The organism is Micromonospora matsumotoense, assembly GCF_050951065.1.
Lineage (GTDB): Bacteria > Actinomycetota > Actinomycetes > Mycobacteriales > Micromonosporaceae > Micromonospora > Micromonospora matsumotoensis.
Genome location: NZ_CP192025.1, coordinates 3,196,276 through 3,208,804 on the forward strand (window position 1 = coordinate 3,196,276; position 12,529 = coordinate 3,208,804).

A 12,529-nucleotide genomic window follows, 5' to 3' on the forward strand; every position below is an offset into this window, starting at 1 on the left:
GCTTTCTGACGTAAATCTCTTGATCACCGCGGTGAAGGGGCGGCTGGTGGCGGCCAGGCCAGGAAACGGCGGGTCAGGTCGGTGTGGCGGTCACTGTCGAGTGAGGTCAGGTGCTGTTCCGCCTCGTCCTTCATTGCCGCCAGGAGGTCGAGCAGTTCGGCTTGGTTGTCGGCGTACTCGCTGAGCAGGGCGAGTTTGGCCGGGCCGCAGGGCCAGGGGTGGGCGTCGATCCGGCAGAGCCAGGTCGGCCGCAAGGGGGTGTGTCGGCCCGGCAGAGGGCTGGTCACGAGAACATCGCAGGTGGTCGGCACGGGGGTGGCGTCGCTCTCCCCGCGCCCTGCCGGCGCGGCCGAGGCGCTGCCGGTCCTGGCGGTCCTAGGGGTGCTGTCGGTCCTGGCGGTGCTGCCGGTGCTGGCGGGCGTCGGGTCGGTGCTGGCGGGCGTCGGGTCGGGGACGGGGGGTCGGCGCGGCGGGTCGCCGGCATCGCGGTCAACCAGCGCAGGCCGTCGCGTCGGAGGTACAGCTCGCGGTGTCGGACCGCGTCCCCGGCGGCGCTCAGCTGGTACGCGGTGATCCACACCCATCCGTCGTACGTGTGCTGGTCGACCAGCTCGCGGATGGCCCGTACGGTGATGGGCCTGGTGAACTGGGGTGAGGCGGCGCGGGTCAGGTGCAGCAGGTCGCCCGGCCTGATCGGGCGATGTCTCATCGCGCCGGCCCCCGGTTCCGGCCGGTGATCCACTGTGCCGGCGGAGCGACGTTGATCATTCGGCCCGGTCCCCGGTAGGGCGGGATGAACGGGCCGATCGGACCGGGCACGATCGGCGGCGCGGGCGGTGGGGGAGGTGTCGGCGCCGGGTTGCCCGGGTTCGGCGCGGGCTTCGGTCGGTCGTCCTTCGGCATGGTGGCGTCCTGTCCCTCGACGGTGTGGAGGGTGGGGCCGCCCGCCCCTCTCGAACGGCCCCACCCGACGGGCGCGACCGCTGGTGCGGGACCGGAGCGGCAGCGTCGTCCTGCCACTCACCTTGCCGAGGGTTGCTAGACAATCACACAGCGTTGTGTTATCTCTTTCGGACGGTTGCTTTGTTCGGGGAGGAAATCGGCATGAATCATGCATTTGTCAAGGCGATCACCGAGGCGGGCTACACGGCCGAGAGTCTCGCGGGCAAGCTCGGTCTGCACCCCAAGACCGTTGCCCGGTGGGCAAATCCTGGGCACATTCCGCAGAGCCGCCACCGGGCCACCGTCGCAGAACTGCTGGAGCGAGATGTCGATGCCCTCTGGCCGGACATCGTCAAGCGGCGCGAGCCGGTCTGGTTCCGGCCCTGGGTCGACATCGAGCGGGAGGCCACGACTTTACGGGCTTTTGAGCTGGCCTGGGTGCCCGGCCTGCTCCAGACCGAGGCGTACGCGCGGGCGACGCTGGCCGGCGGAACGCTGACGGCCGAGATGATGGACGACCTGACCGACGCGCGGCTCAGCCGACAGGCGATCCTGCACCGTGAGCGCAGCCCTCTGCTGGTCGCCGTCCTGGACGAGGGCGTCCTGCGTCGACGGGTCGGTGGCAGCCGGGCGCTCATGGCAGCCCAGCTCGGGCACCTCCTCGCCTGCGCCGAGTTGCCGAACGTGCAGTTGCACGTCGTCCCGGCGGACGCGCCGAGCTACCCGGGGCTCGACGGGCCGTTCGTCATCGCCGACCTTCCGGAGGGGGCGAGAGTGGCGCACGTCGATGGTCCGGCGCAGGCGCAGATTCTGGACAAGCCCTCTGACCTTGTTAACCTTGAGCGGCGGTGGGAGCGTATCCGTGGGGAGGCGCTCCCTCGTGGACGGACCTTGGATCTCCTGAGAGAAGCGGCTGCATCATGGACCTGACCGCTGCGCGGTGGCACAAGAGCACGAAGAGCGGCGGCAACGGCGGCAACTGTGTCGAGGTCGCGGGCAACCTTCCCGGTGTCGTCCTGGTGCGGGACACCAAGAACCGTGACGGCGGGCTGCTCGCGTTCGCTCCGGCGGCGTGGCGGGGCTTCGTCGACTTCGCCAAGGCGTCCCGGTAGCTGTCACGGATGCTGCTGGGATTCGGCGGCGCGCCTTGCCGTGATGGGCTTGCACCTCGCGCAGTCATCTGCCAGCAGGAGTGAGGCCGTGCGGCAGAGTGAAGTAGATCCGAGAAGCTGATCTACGGCGAACCAGCTCAAGAAGTCTGTTCCCCCGTGTATGCGGGGTGATCCGGTATCGGGCGACGTCGGACCGGGACCCGCGGGCGGCCAGCCGGATCGCCTTGGACTCGGTCACCCTCGTCACCCTCGCCACCCTCGAATCCCGCTCCAACGAGGTCCCCATCGGCTGACCGAAAATGAACGCGATTCAGGTCATCTCTCTGGCAACAGCGCGCGGATGTTCCGGTGACTCCGCGTGGGGACGGTAAGCCTGGTCTGTTCGTGTGCGATCGACGGTTGCCAGTCCGTACCATCGCCAACCGCTGTCACCCGAGTTTCGGCAGGCTGACCGGCATCCCCTCGTTGACCTGCTCAGATGGGCCGGAAATCGGACATCAGGCCCGCGTCGGGTGGACCGGGCAGCATTTTCCGTCCGGGTTCGCGTACCGTTGCCGCTCATGGGTGTGTCGCAACGGTTGAAGAGCAGGTTCCGCCGGTTCCTCCAGCGCCCGGGGACGACGGTCGACCTGGCTCCGCTGGAGAAGCTGCTGCCGCGGATCGCCGCGCGTGAGGAAGAGCTGTCGGCGCTCGACGACGCCGCGCTGACCGAGGCCGCCGGTGCGGCCACGGAATACGCCGAGATCTGCGCGGTCGGCCGCGAGGCCGCCCAGCGTGGTCTCGACCAGCGACCGTACGACGTGCAGCTGCTCGGCGCGATGGCGCTGCTGTCCGGCAAGGTCGCCGAGATGGCCACCGGTGAGGGCAAGACGCTGACCGCCACCGTCGCCGCCTACGGACACGTCCGGCTGGGCAACGGCCCGGTGCACGTGCTCACCGTCAACGACTACCTGGCCCGCCGGGACGCCGAGTGGATGACGCCGGTCTATCAGCTGCTCGGGCTGACCGTGGGCTGGGTCAACGAGGCGTCCACCCCGGCCGAGCGCCGGACGGCGTACGGCTGCGACGTCACCTACGTCTCGGTCAGCGAGGCCGGCTTCGACTTCCTCCGCGACCAGCTCGTCACGGACATCGCCGACCGGGTCCAGCCGCCGCTGGCCACCGCGATCGTCGACGAGGCCGACTCGATCCTGATCGACGAGGCCCGGGTGCCGATGGTGCTGGCCGGCTCCGTCACCGGCGAGCAGGACCCGGTGCACGCCAGCGCCGCGCTGGTGCGTGGCCTGCGCAAGGGCAAGCACTACACGGTCGCCGACGACGGCCGCAGCGTCGCCTTCACCACCGAGGGCCTGGCCGCCGTCGAGGCCAAGCTGGGCGACATCGACCTGTACGACACCGAGCACGTCGGGCAGCTCTCCGCGGTGAACGTGGCGCTGCACGCGCACTCCCTGCTGCACCGCGACGTCGACTACATCGTGCGCGACGGTTCGGTGGAGCTGATCGACGAGATGCGTGGCCGGGTCGCCCAGCGCCGCCGCTGGCCCGACGGCCTTCAGGCCGCGGTCGAGGCGAAGGAGGGCCTGGACGCCACCGCCGAGGGTGAGGTGCTGGGCACCATCGCCGTGCAGGCGTACATCGGCCTCTATCCCAAGCTGTGCGGCATGACGGCGACCGCGGTGCTGGTCGGTGACCAGCTCCGGGAGTTCTTCGGCCTCGAGGTGGCGGTGATCCCGCCGAACACCCCCTGCGTCCGTGAGGACGAGCCGGACCGGATCTATGCGACCCGGGCCGAGAAGGAGGAGGCGCTGATCGACGAGATCCGGCGCTGCCACGAGGCGGGCCGTCCGGTGCTGGTCGGCACGCTCGACGTGAAGGAGTCCGAGGGGCTCGCCGCCGGCCTGCGCTCCGCCGGGGTGCCGTGCGTGGTGCTCAACGCCAAGAACGACGACGAGGAAGCGGCGATCATCGCCGAGGCCGGCGCGTACGGCGCGGTGACCGTCTCCACCCAGATGGCCGGCCGGGGCGTGGACATCCGGCTCGGCGGCAGCGAGCAGGTCGACCAGGAACGGGTGGCCGAGCTGGGCGGGCTCTACGTCATCGGCAGCGGCCGGCACGACAGCCGCCGGGTCGACGACCAGCTGCGTGGTCGGGCCGGCCGGCAGGGCGACCCGGGCGGCTCGGTCTTCTTCACCAGCCTGGAGGACGACCTGGTCGTCCGGCACGCCGGCGACACCATCCCGGCCTCGCCCCGGATGAACGCCGACGGCCTGGTCACCGACGAGCAGGTCGACTACGCGGTGGAGCACGCCCAGCGGGTCGCCGAGGGCGTCAACCACGAGATCCACCGCAACACCTGGCGCTACAGCGTGGTCATCGAGCAGCAGCGGATCGCCCTGGCCGAGCGCCGGGAGCGGCTGCTGACCTCCGACGTGGCCGCGCTGATGCTGCTCGACCGGATGCCGGACAAGGCCGGCGAGATGGACGAGGACCTGCTGGCCCGGGTGGCCCGGTCGATCGCCCTCTATCACACCGACCGGCTCTGGGCGGAGCACCTGGCCGAGCTGTCCGAGGTGCGCGAGGGCGTGCACCTGCGGGCGCTGGGCCGGCTCGACCCGCTGGACGAGTTCCACCGGGCGGCGGTGCCGGCGTTCACCAACCTCATCCCGGAGATCGAGACGCGGACCCTCGCCACCTTCGAGGAGACCGAGTTCGACGAGGACTGGGAGCCGGACGCCGCCAAGCTGGTCCGGCCGAGCGCCACCTGGACGTACCTGGTGCACGACAACCCGTTCGGCTCGGAGCTGGACCGGCTGATCGCCTCGGTCGGTCGCCGGCTCGCCGCAGCCCGCTGAGCGGGCCAGGAACCTCTCCGGCCCGATCGTGCGCCGGAGGGGTTCCTTTACCCGGTTTCGATCCGGTTTTGCGCGGGTAGTAGCCCGGGGCCCACGACTCGGGGAGAGATCACGACGATGACACAGGCAACGACGCCGGTGGCGGGCAGGTGCGACACGGGGCCTGCGGCCCGGTGAACCTGGACATGCGGGGGCCGACGATCGACACGCTCGGGGTACTGGAGACGGCCGCCCTGCTGCGGGAATTGACCGCCGGGCTGATCGCGGTCGACGACTTCGACGAGGCGCTGACCGAACTGGTCCGGATCGCCGGGGACGCCGTACCGGGGGTGCTCTGGTGCGGGTTCACCGCCCTGCGGGCCGGGGAACCTGCCGGAATGGCCGCCTCCGACCCCCGACTGGCGGAGCTGGACGACCTGGGCCACGGGGTGGAGTCCCCTGCCCTGAGCGCGATCCGCCGCCGCGAGATGATCATCGCGGGGGATCTGACCGCCGAGGACCGTTGGTCGGCCTGGACCGACCGCGCCCGACGGCTCGGCGTCGGCGGGGTGATCTCCGCCCCGGTGGACGTCGACGAGCAGGCGATCGGCGCGATCAACCTGTACGCCGGCCGGGCCGGCACGCTGGGCACCCGGCACCAGCTCACCGCGATGCTGCTCGCCGAGCATGCGGGGTTGCTGCTGGCCGCCGTCCGGGACCGGGCCAGACGGGCCGAGCGGGCCAGCGAACGCGACGGCGCGCTGCTGGGCGAGAACGTGGTCGGTCAGGCCGTCGGGGTGATCATGACGCAGCGGGGCTGCCCGGCGCCGGAGGCCCTGGCCGTGCTGCGCAGCGCGGCGTCCTCGCTGGACATCCCGCTGCGGGAGGTGGCGGAGCGGTTGGTCACCACCGTGTCCCGTCCCCGCGAGTCCTGACCCGACCGCCACCGCCTGCCCGTCCCTCGCCGCCCGTCCCTCGCTGCCTGCTGTCGCTGCCTCACGGCGTGTCGACCGGTGTCGTTTCTCCCCGGCCCCGCGAATCCCGACCCGACCGTTTCGCCGAACCGGCCCCCGGGTAGCACCCTGGGCTGGTGAGCTGAGCCGATCCTGGGGAGGAACCGATGGAGAGCCGCCTGAGGGTGCAGGGGCATCCCATCCAACCGATGCTGGTGACGTTCCCGTTCGGGCTCTTCGTCAGTGCCACCGTCTTCGACCTCGCCCATGTGGCGGGCGGTCCGGCCTTCCTCGGCGAGGTCGGCTACTGGACGTCGATCGCCGCCCTGATGGCCGCCGGGCTCGCCGGCGTGGCCGGCATGATCGACCTGTGGGACGTACGCCCCGGGCCGCACCGTCGTACCATGATCACTTTCAACATGGTCAACGCGGGCATGGCCGCGCTCTTCCTGCTGGCCTGCCTGGTCCGGGCGGACGCCCCACAGCGTGGCGCGACCGGCATGCTGCTGGTGACCGAGCTGGTCGCGCTGATGGTCGGCGCGGTCGGCGTCGGGCTCGGTGCCCGGCTGATGCGCCAGTTCGAGTCCGGCCGTCGGGAGCCCACCGGCTTCGACGCCCTCGACGGTGTCCCCGCCGGCTCCACCGTGGAGATCCTCCGTCCCGTCCCCTGACCGCCATCCGCCCTCTGCCGACGGATCACAAGTGGGCCGACGCAGCGGTTTCCCCGTCCCGGCAACCCGCCGTGGTGCGACCTGATGTGGATCATTGCTTGCCGGTAATCGGGTTGCCGGTCGGGGGCCGGTGCCGCAGGGTGGGCGGATGGTCGATCGGAGCTGCGCCGAGTTGATCGCCGAGGCGGCGGCGGCCCCCGTCGACGGCTGGGGTTTCGACTGGCTGGACGGCCGGGCCATCGAGGAACGTCCGCCGTGGGGTTACGCCCGCCAGGTGGCTACCCGGATGGCGGGGGTCGGGGCGGCGCTGGACATCGACACCGGCGGCGGTGAGGTGCTCGCCGAGGTGCCGCAGCCGCCCCCGCTGCTGGTCGCCACCGAGGCGTGGCCGCCGAACGTCGCGGTCGCCCGGCGGACGTTGCGTCGGCTCGACGGCCGGGTGGTCCAGGTCGGCCCCGGCTCCCGCCTGCCGTTCCGGGACGCCGCCTTCGACCTGGTCACCAGCCGGCACCCGGTGGACACCTGGTGGGCGGAGATCGCCCGGGTGCTGCGGCCCGGCGGTCGTTACCTGTCCCAGCAGATCGGCGCCGGCACCATGCGCGAGCTGAGCGAGGCGGTGCTGGGGCCGCTACCACCGCCGACCACCCGGCACACCGCCCAGGCGGTGGCCGCCGCCCGGGCCGCCAACCTCGACGTGGTACGCCTCGAGCAGGCCACCCTCCGGGCGGAGTTCCACGACATCGGTGCGGTGGTCTGGTTCCTGCGCAAGGTGGTCTGGACCGTGCCGGACTTCGACGTGGACCGTCACCGGCCACAGCTGGAACGGCTGCACCGCCTGATCCGGGCCGAGGGCGTGTTCGTCGCCCATTCCCGACGCTTCCTGATCGAGGCGGTCAAGCCGGCTGCGTAGCCCCGGGCCGGGCCAGCCGGATGGGACGAGTGGGTGGAGCTGGCCGCGCGGCCTCCCGGAGCGCACGGCAAGCGGTCGAGCGCCGTCGGGTGGTGGAGTCGAAGCCGGAGCCGGTGGATCGGCCGGGCCGAGCATTCGGCTGCCGCCTGGTCGATGACGACAAGATCCACTCAGGGGGGCCGATGTTGCGGTATTCCGGCGACCGGATGCCGCAACATCGGCCCAGGTGAGTGGATCAAGACTGGCCGGTCGGGCCGCGCTGGAGCGCGTCGGCCTGCTCCGGGCGGATGGGTCCCGCCCGGCGTCGGGCCGGGTCGGTGGCGGGTCAGCGGCGGCGAGCAGGGTGCGCATCTCCGGCAGGTCGAAGAAGCGGGCCGTCTCCACCGCCGACGGCGTGCCGTGCTCCGGGTCGGCTCCGGCGTCGAGCAGTGCCCGTACCGTCTCGGCGTTGCGTCGGAACACCGCCGCGGCGAGCGCGGTCTGCCCCCGGTCGTTGACCCGGGTGTGGTCCGCGCCCCGGGCCAGCAACGCCGTCACAGTCTCCGGGTGGGCGTGGTAGGCGGCCAGGATGAGCAGTGTGTCGCCCTTGTCGTTGGTCATGTTCACCGGCAGGCCGGCATCGACGTAGCCGCCGAGTTCGGCGGCCTCGCCCGTCCGGGCCAGGTCGAACATCCGGTGGGCGAAGGCCAGCGCTTCGGCGTCGAACTTCTCGGTCACCGGTCCAGCCTAGATGTCCGGGTGCGGGCGGTAGCGCGGTCGGCAGGGGCCGGCTGGGCAGGGGACTCGCCACACCGGCGGCGACCGGCGGTGGCCACCTCCGCATCGCGCGTCCCATCATGCGGTATTACCTACTAAACCTATAGGCTTTAAAGTCTAGAGTGGTGCGGGACGCATCACTACGGGAGTGACCATGACCAGCATCCACGCCACCGACCTGCTCGCCGTCGCGGGTCGGTACACCGACCCGACCACCTGGGCGGTGCCGCTGCGCTTCGACCGCGCCGAGCGCTGGTACGCCCGGCTCGCCTCGGCCGACGACCACGAGGTCTGGGCGCTGAGTTGGCTGCCCGGCCAGGGCACCGACCTGCACGATCACGGCGGCTCATCCGGGGCCTTCCTGGTCGTCGCCGGGGAACTGACCGAACAGACGGTCTCCGGTGGACGACTACGACCGCACCGCCTCGCCGCCGGGGCCGGGCGTCGGTTCGGCCCCCGCCACGTGCACGTGGTGACCAACCGTGGTGACCAGCCGGCGGTCAGCGTGCACGTCTACCGGCCCGCGCTGCGCCACATGACCCAGTACCGCCTCGTCGACGGCCGACTCCAGGTCGCCGAGGTCGCCCTGGCCGGCGTCTCCTGGTGACACTGCCCGTTCCCGTTCCGCCCGCCCGCCGGCTCGCCCATGGAAGGACCGCGACGATGCCGCAGCACCCCACCCGTACCGAGAGTTGTCCGGCCCCGCCACCGGGTTCGCGCGGCATCGACGAGATCCTCGCCGAGGCCCGCACCCGACTGCGTCGGCTCGACCCCGAGCAGGCGCACCTGGCCCACCGGGGTGGGTCGCTGATGGTCGACATCCGGCCGGCCGCCCAGCGGGCCGCCCACGGCACCGTACCGGGTGCTCTGGTCATCGAACGCAACGTGCTGGAGTGGCGACTCGACCCGCGCTGTCCGGCCCGGCTGCCCGAGGCGGTCGGCTACGACCTGCCGGTGCTGGTGATCTGCCAGGAGGGCTACACCTCGTCGTTGGCCGCGGCCGCGTTGCAGGACCTCGGGCTGCGCCGCGCCACCGACGTGGTGGGCGGCTTCGTCGCCTGGCGGATCGCCGGCCTGCCGACCCTGGGGCCGACGCCGTCGCACCGTGTCCCGTCCCTCGCGCCGCCGGTGACCGCCGGCCGGACGCCGCACTGACCGTCGCGCCCCACCGGGCGTGGCGGACGCACCGCCACACAGGAGGCTCCCATGTCCCTCGTCACCCTCACCGCGCGTCCGCACCCGCCGGGCCGCCCCGACCGGGTGGCACCGGGTCGGCCCCGGTCCACGCCGTCGCTGACCATCACCCTCGACCTGACCGCCGGGCCGCTGACGCCCCGGCTGGCCCGCCTGGTCGACCTGCTCGGCGAACTGGTCGAGACGGGGGAGGGGGCGGTCCGGCTGAGCGAGCCGACCGCGCCACGCCTGCTGTCGTCGGTGCCGACCCCGCGCCCGACGCCGGCTGCCGGGGAGCCGACACCGGCCGGCGACGATCCGGCGACCCTGTGGATCCTCGCCGGCACCCGGGTGGTGCGCCAGGGCGACCGGGACATCCCGCTCACCCGCATCGAGTTCGACCTGCTGCTCTTCCTCGCCGAGCACCCGCACCGGGTCTTCACCCGGCTCCAGTTGCTCGCCAGCGTCTGGGGATACGAACACGCCGTCGCCCGTACCGTGGACGTGCACGTCCGCCGGCTGCGCGCCAAGCTCGGCGCGGACGCCCCCCTGGTGACCACCGTGTACGGAGTGGGCTACCGGCTCGCCGACGAGGTGAGGGTGCGGGTCGACCGGTTCCGCTGATCGTCGGACCAATTCGCGACGCACCCGGCTCGTCCGAGCGGGTGCGTCGCGTCGTGCCGGCCGTGCCCCGACGGGCAGGCACCCCCCGTACCGGGGCACTTCCGCCCTTCTGCTGTAATCATCTGGCTCGTACACAGAGCGAGGGCTCGGCTGCGAACTGTTCGTCAATTGTCACATTCATGCAACGCGGTCGCCCCTTGACCCTCGTCCAGGGGCCGGGAAGCATCGATGCAGCGGCGTCCCGGGCCGTGGGAGATACCCGGACCAGCCCTAGGAGGACCATGTCGGTCAGCCCCGCATCGTCGCGCGCCGGATGGCATACGTCCCAACCCTCGGTTCCGGGTCGGCCCCCCGGCGGACAGCGCCGCCCGGCCAACGGCGTCACCCCCGTGCTCACGGTGACCCTGTCCATCCCACTGGCCAGTGAGGAGTCGCTCACCGCGCCGGCCCGCCGGCTGTTGGAGGCGGCCCGGGAGATGCTGGAACGGGGGGAGGGCACCATCACCACCACCGGCGTCCCCGCCGAGCGGCGACCTGACCAGGTCCCGGCCGGCCGGTCCCCGGGTCGGTCCCTCGCGGCCACCATCCCGATGCTGCACATCCTGGCGTCCTCCCGTTCGGTGCTGCGCGACGGCGAGCCGCTGCCGCTGACCCGACTGGAGTTCGATCTGCTGCTGCACCTGGTGGCCCACCCCCGTCGGGTGTTCACCCGGCTGCAACTACTCAACGCCGTGTGGGGCTACGAGCACGCCGGGGTGCGCACGGTGGACGTGCACGTCCGTCGGTTGCGCGGCAAGGTCGGCATCGACGTCCCGCTGGTCACCACGGTCTACGGGGTGGGCTACCGGCTCGCCGACGACGCCCGGGTCACCGTCGACCGGACCGGCTGACGACGCGCAGGGCACCATGGATGAATGCGCGTCCGTCCGATCTCGCCCGTCCTGCTCGTCGCCGAGCTGACCGAACGGCTCCTCACGGCCGCGTCCGCGCCTGCCTCCGCCGGGTCCGCCCAGTCGGCCCATCTGCGGGTCGCGGTCGACGGCCCACCGGCCGCCGCTCCCGACCGGCTCGCCGCCGCGCTGATCGATCCGCTGCGCGCCCGTGGCCGCCCGGCGCTGCACCTGCGTGCCGGGGACTTCCTCCGGCCCGCCTCCGTCCGCTACGAATTCGGCCGGACCAACCCCGACGCCTACTACGAGGGCTGGACCGACGAGGCCGGCCTGCGCCGGGAGGTGCTCGACCCGGCCGGTCCCGGTGGCACCGGGCGGGTGCTGCCGTCACTCTGGGACGCGGCGGCCGACCGGGCCAGCCGGGCGGCCTACCAGGAGTTGTCGCCGGGCACGGTGCTGCTGGTCAGCGGGGCGCTCCTGCTCGGTGGGGGCCTGCCGTTCGATGTCACCGTGCACCTGGTGCTCTCGCCTGCCGCGCTGGCCCGGCGCACCGATGCGGCGCAGCGGTGGACCCTCCCGGCCTTCGCCCGGTATGCCGACGAGGTCGTCCCGGCCGCCTTCGCCGACGTGGTGGTCCGGGTCGACGACCCCCGCCACCCGGCGTGGGTGCAGCGGGACGAGGCGACCGGTTGACCCCGGCCGCCAGGCGGCGTGGGGTACCGGAAAAAACGGGCACCGGGGCCGGGAAGTCCGGTGGTTTACCGGACCGGGAGGGTGGGTAATCGCGGGACTCACACGGCACGGATGATCTCATCCTGCCGTCCGAGTCCGGAGTGCGCCGTGCGCTCACGCCGGTCCCAGGAAAGGCAGGCAGCGATGCTCGTCCACGACACCGTCGGCACCGCCCGCACCACGGCGGAGGCCGACCAGATCCGGACCTCCCTGCGGGCCCGCTACGACGAGCTGTCCGCGGAGTACGAGCAGGCCGTCATGCAGAGCCAGGTGCTGCGGCTGGTGGAGGTCGGCGACACCGCCGGCGACGACCAGGCCGACAGCGGCACCAAGACCGCCGAGCGGGACACCGCCCAGTCCCTGCTGCGCACCATCCTCGACCGGCGGGCCCAGTTCGAGCACGCCCTGACCCGGTTGGACGAGGGCACCTACGGCTTCTGCGAGGGCTGCACCGCGCCGATCCCGGTGGAGCGGCTGGAGATCTACCCCTCGGCCACCGCCTGCGTGACCTGCAAGCAGAACCGGGAGCGGCGGGCCGCCTGACCGGTCGCCGACCACTGCCACCGGGCCGCCACGGACCCGGGTCCGCCGGGGTACCCGGCCGACCCGGGTCTCCGCGCTCCACCGGGCGGGCGTGGGTCCCCGGTGGAGCGCGCGCCGGGGGTTCGAGCTGCGTTGCCGTTCCTCCCCGCCGGTCGCCGAGTGTCGGCACGCCTCCTGGTCGGCGGGGGCGACCGCGAGGAGACCCCTGACGTTCCCGCGTACGCACCGGTGGGCGTACGTCGCCATGGACGCCACGGGGGCACCGCAGGTCGGTGCCCCCGGTGCTGACCGCCACCGCTGACCTGGTGGTGGCGCGGTGGCACGCGCACCGCGACAGGTGGGCCAGCGAGAGGTTCGGCTTTCACCTCGTCCGGGTGAGGACGGCTCACCCC

General features: G+C 72.4%; 14 protein-coding genes and 1 pseudogene. 13 read left to right on the top strand and 2 right to left on the bottom strand.

The genetic code is table 11. The features are described 5' to 3' along the window. Window positions 1–23 precede the first annotated feature (23 nt). Window positions 24–287, bottom strand: a complete 264-nt coding sequence (locus tag ACQP1S_RS13985; protein ID WP_432906904.1) for a flavin reductase — start codon at window positions 285–287, stop codon at window positions 24–26. An 817-nt stretch (window positions 288–1,104) separates the two neighbouring features. Here ACQP1S_RS13985 and ACQP1S_RS13990 point away from each other — a divergent pair. The 7 genes from ACQP1S_RS13990 to ACQP1S_RS14020 all read left to right on the top strand — a co-directional run bounded on the left by ACQP1S_RS13990 (window position 1,105) and on the right by ACQP1S_RS14020 (window position 7,419). Continuing rightward, window positions 1,105–1,872, top strand: coding sequence for a DUF5753 domain-containing protein (locus tag ACQP1S_RS13990; protein ID WP_432908011.1), 768 nt, complete (start codon window positions 1,105–1,107; stop codon window positions 1,870–1,872). Next, a complete protein-coding gene (locus ACQP1S_RS13995) occupies window positions 1,869–2,054 on the top strand; it encodes a DUF397 domain-containing protein (RefSeq protein ID WP_432908014.1) in 186 nt (61 codons plus the stop codon). Before ACQP1S_RS13990 ends, ACQP1S_RS13995 begins: the two co-directional genes overlap by 4 nt. A 167-nt stretch (window positions 2,055–2,221) precedes the next feature. After that, entirely contained in the window at window positions 2,222–2,347 is a 126-nt protein-coding gene (locus tag ACQP1S_RS14000) for a hypothetical protein (RefSeq protein ID WP_432906906.1), read from the top strand. A 267-nt stretch (window positions 2,348–2,614) separates the two neighbouring features. Next, window positions 2,615–4,906 (top strand): accessory Sec system translocase SecA2, encoded by a 2,292-nt coding sequence (secA2, locus tag ACQP1S_RS14005; protein WP_432906908.1) that lies wholly within the window; start codon window positions 2,615–2,617, stop codon window positions 4,904–4,906. A gap of 173 nt (window positions 4,907–5,079) precedes the next feature. Next, complete coding sequence (locus ACQP1S_RS14010) at window positions 5,080–5,820, top strand: GAF and ANTAR domain-containing protein (protein ID WP_432908017.1); 741 nt, start codon at window positions 5,080–5,082, stop codon at window positions 5,818–5,820. A gap of 227 nt (window positions 5,821–6,047) precedes the next feature. Beyond that, window positions 6,048–6,509 (top strand): DUF2231 domain-containing protein, encoded by a 462-nt coding sequence (locus ACQP1S_RS14015; RefSeq protein WP_432906910.1) that lies wholly within the window; start codon window positions 6,048–6,050, stop codon window positions 6,507–6,509. Between the two features lie 148 nt (window positions 6,510–6,657). Further along, window positions 6,658–7,419 carry a class I SAM-dependent methyltransferase gene (locus tag ACQP1S_RS14020; protein WP_432906912.1) on the top strand — a complete coding sequence of 254 codons (762 nt, stop codon included), beginning with the start codon at window positions 6,658–6,660 and terminating at the stop codon, window positions 7,417–7,419. 441 nt (window positions 7,420–7,860) lie between these two features. Here the strand turns inward: ACQP1S_RS14020 and ACQP1S_RS14025 are convergent. Beyond that, window positions 7,861–8,091 (bottom strand): annotated as a pseudogene (locus ACQP1S_RS14025) (ankyrin repeat domain-containing protein); the annotation flags it as partial. 238 nt (window positions 8,092–8,329) lie between these two features. On the opposite strand from ACQP1S_RS14025, the gene ACQP1S_RS14030 reads away from it, so the two are divergent. The 6 genes from ACQP1S_RS14030 to ACQP1S_RS14055 all read left to right on the top strand — a co-directional run bounded on the left by ACQP1S_RS14030 (window position 8,330) and on the right by ACQP1S_RS14055 (window position 12,137). After that, window positions 8,330–8,782, top strand: a complete 453-nt coding sequence (locus ACQP1S_RS14030; RefSeq protein ID WP_357777101.1) for a cysteine dioxygenase — start codon at window positions 8,330–8,332, stop codon at window positions 8,780–8,782. Between the two features lie 56 nt (window positions 8,783–8,838). After that, window positions 8,839–9,330, top strand: coding sequence for a rhodanese-like domain-containing protein (locus ACQP1S_RS14035; RefSeq protein ID WP_091239357.1), 492 nt, complete (start codon window positions 8,839–8,841; stop codon window positions 9,328–9,330). A 51-nt stretch (window positions 9,331–9,381) separates the two neighbouring features. Continuing rightward, the gene (locus ACQP1S_RS14040) at window positions 9,382–9,972 is read left to right on the top strand and encodes a winged helix-turn-helix domain-containing protein (protein WP_091239360.1); all 591 of its coding nucleotides are present in this window, start codon (window positions 9,382–9,384) and stop codon (window positions 9,970–9,972) included. 281 nt (window positions 9,973–10,253) lie between these two features. After that, window positions 10,254–10,862: a winged helix-turn-helix domain-containing protein gene (locus ACQP1S_RS14045; RefSeq protein WP_091239362.1), complete on the top strand. Its 609-nt coding sequence runs from the start codon at window positions 10,254–10,256 to the stop codon at window positions 10,860–10,862. A gap of 24 nt (window positions 10,863–10,886) precedes the next feature. After that, complete coding sequence (locus tag ACQP1S_RS14050; RefSeq protein WP_432906915.1) at window positions 10,887–11,555, top strand: uridine kinase; 669 nt, start codon at window positions 10,887–10,889, stop codon at window positions 11,553–11,555. 183 nt (window positions 11,556–11,738) lie between these two features. Further along, complete coding sequence (locus ACQP1S_RS14055) at window positions 11,739–12,137, top strand: TraR/DksA family transcriptional regulator (RefSeq protein ID WP_091239366.1); 399 nt, start codon at window positions 11,739–11,741, stop codon at window positions 12,135–12,137. Window positions 12,138–12,529: the final 392 nt, after the last annotated feature.

Coding starts and splice junctions, on each gene's coding strand:
- ACQP1S_RS14015 (WP_432906910.1), top strand. CDS start 6,048: ATGCTGGTGACGTTCCCGTTCGGGCTCTTCGTCAGTGCCACCGTCTTC.
- secA2 (WP_432906908.1), top strand. CDS start 2,615: ATGGGTGTGTCGCAACGGTTGAAGAGCAGGTTCCGCCGGTTCCTCCAG.
- ACQP1S_RS14040 (WP_091239360.1), top strand. CDS start 9,382: ATGTCCCTCGTCACCCTCACCGCGCGTCCGCACCCGCCGGGCCGCCCC.
- ACQP1S_RS14030 (WP_357777101.1), top strand. CDS start 8,330: ATGACCAGCATCCACGCCACCGACCTGCTCGCCGTCGCGGGTCGGTAC.
- ACQP1S_RS14055 (WP_091239366.1), top strand. CDS start 11,739: ATGCTCGTCCACGACACCGTCGGCACCGCCCGCACCACGGCGGAGGCC.
- ACQP1S_RS14045 (WP_091239362.1), top strand. CDS start 10,254: ATGTCGGTCAGCCCCGCATCGTCGCGCGCCGGATGGCATACGTCCCAA.
- ACQP1S_RS14035 (WP_091239357.1), top strand. CDS start 8,839: ATGCCGCAGCACCCCACCCGTACCGAGAGTTGTCCGGCCCCGCCACCG.
- ACQP1S_RS14050 (WP_432906915.1), top strand. CDS start 10,887: ATGCGCGTCCGTCCGATCTCGCCCGTCCTGCTCGTCGCCGAGCTGACC.
- ACQP1S_RS14020 (WP_432906912.1), top strand. CDS start 6,658: ATGGTCGATCGGAGCTGCGCCGAGTTGATCGCCGAGGCGGCGGCGGCC.
- ACQP1S_RS13990 (WP_432908011.1), top strand. CDS start 1,105: ATGAATCATGCATTTGTCAAGGCGATCACCGAGGCGGGCTACACGGCC.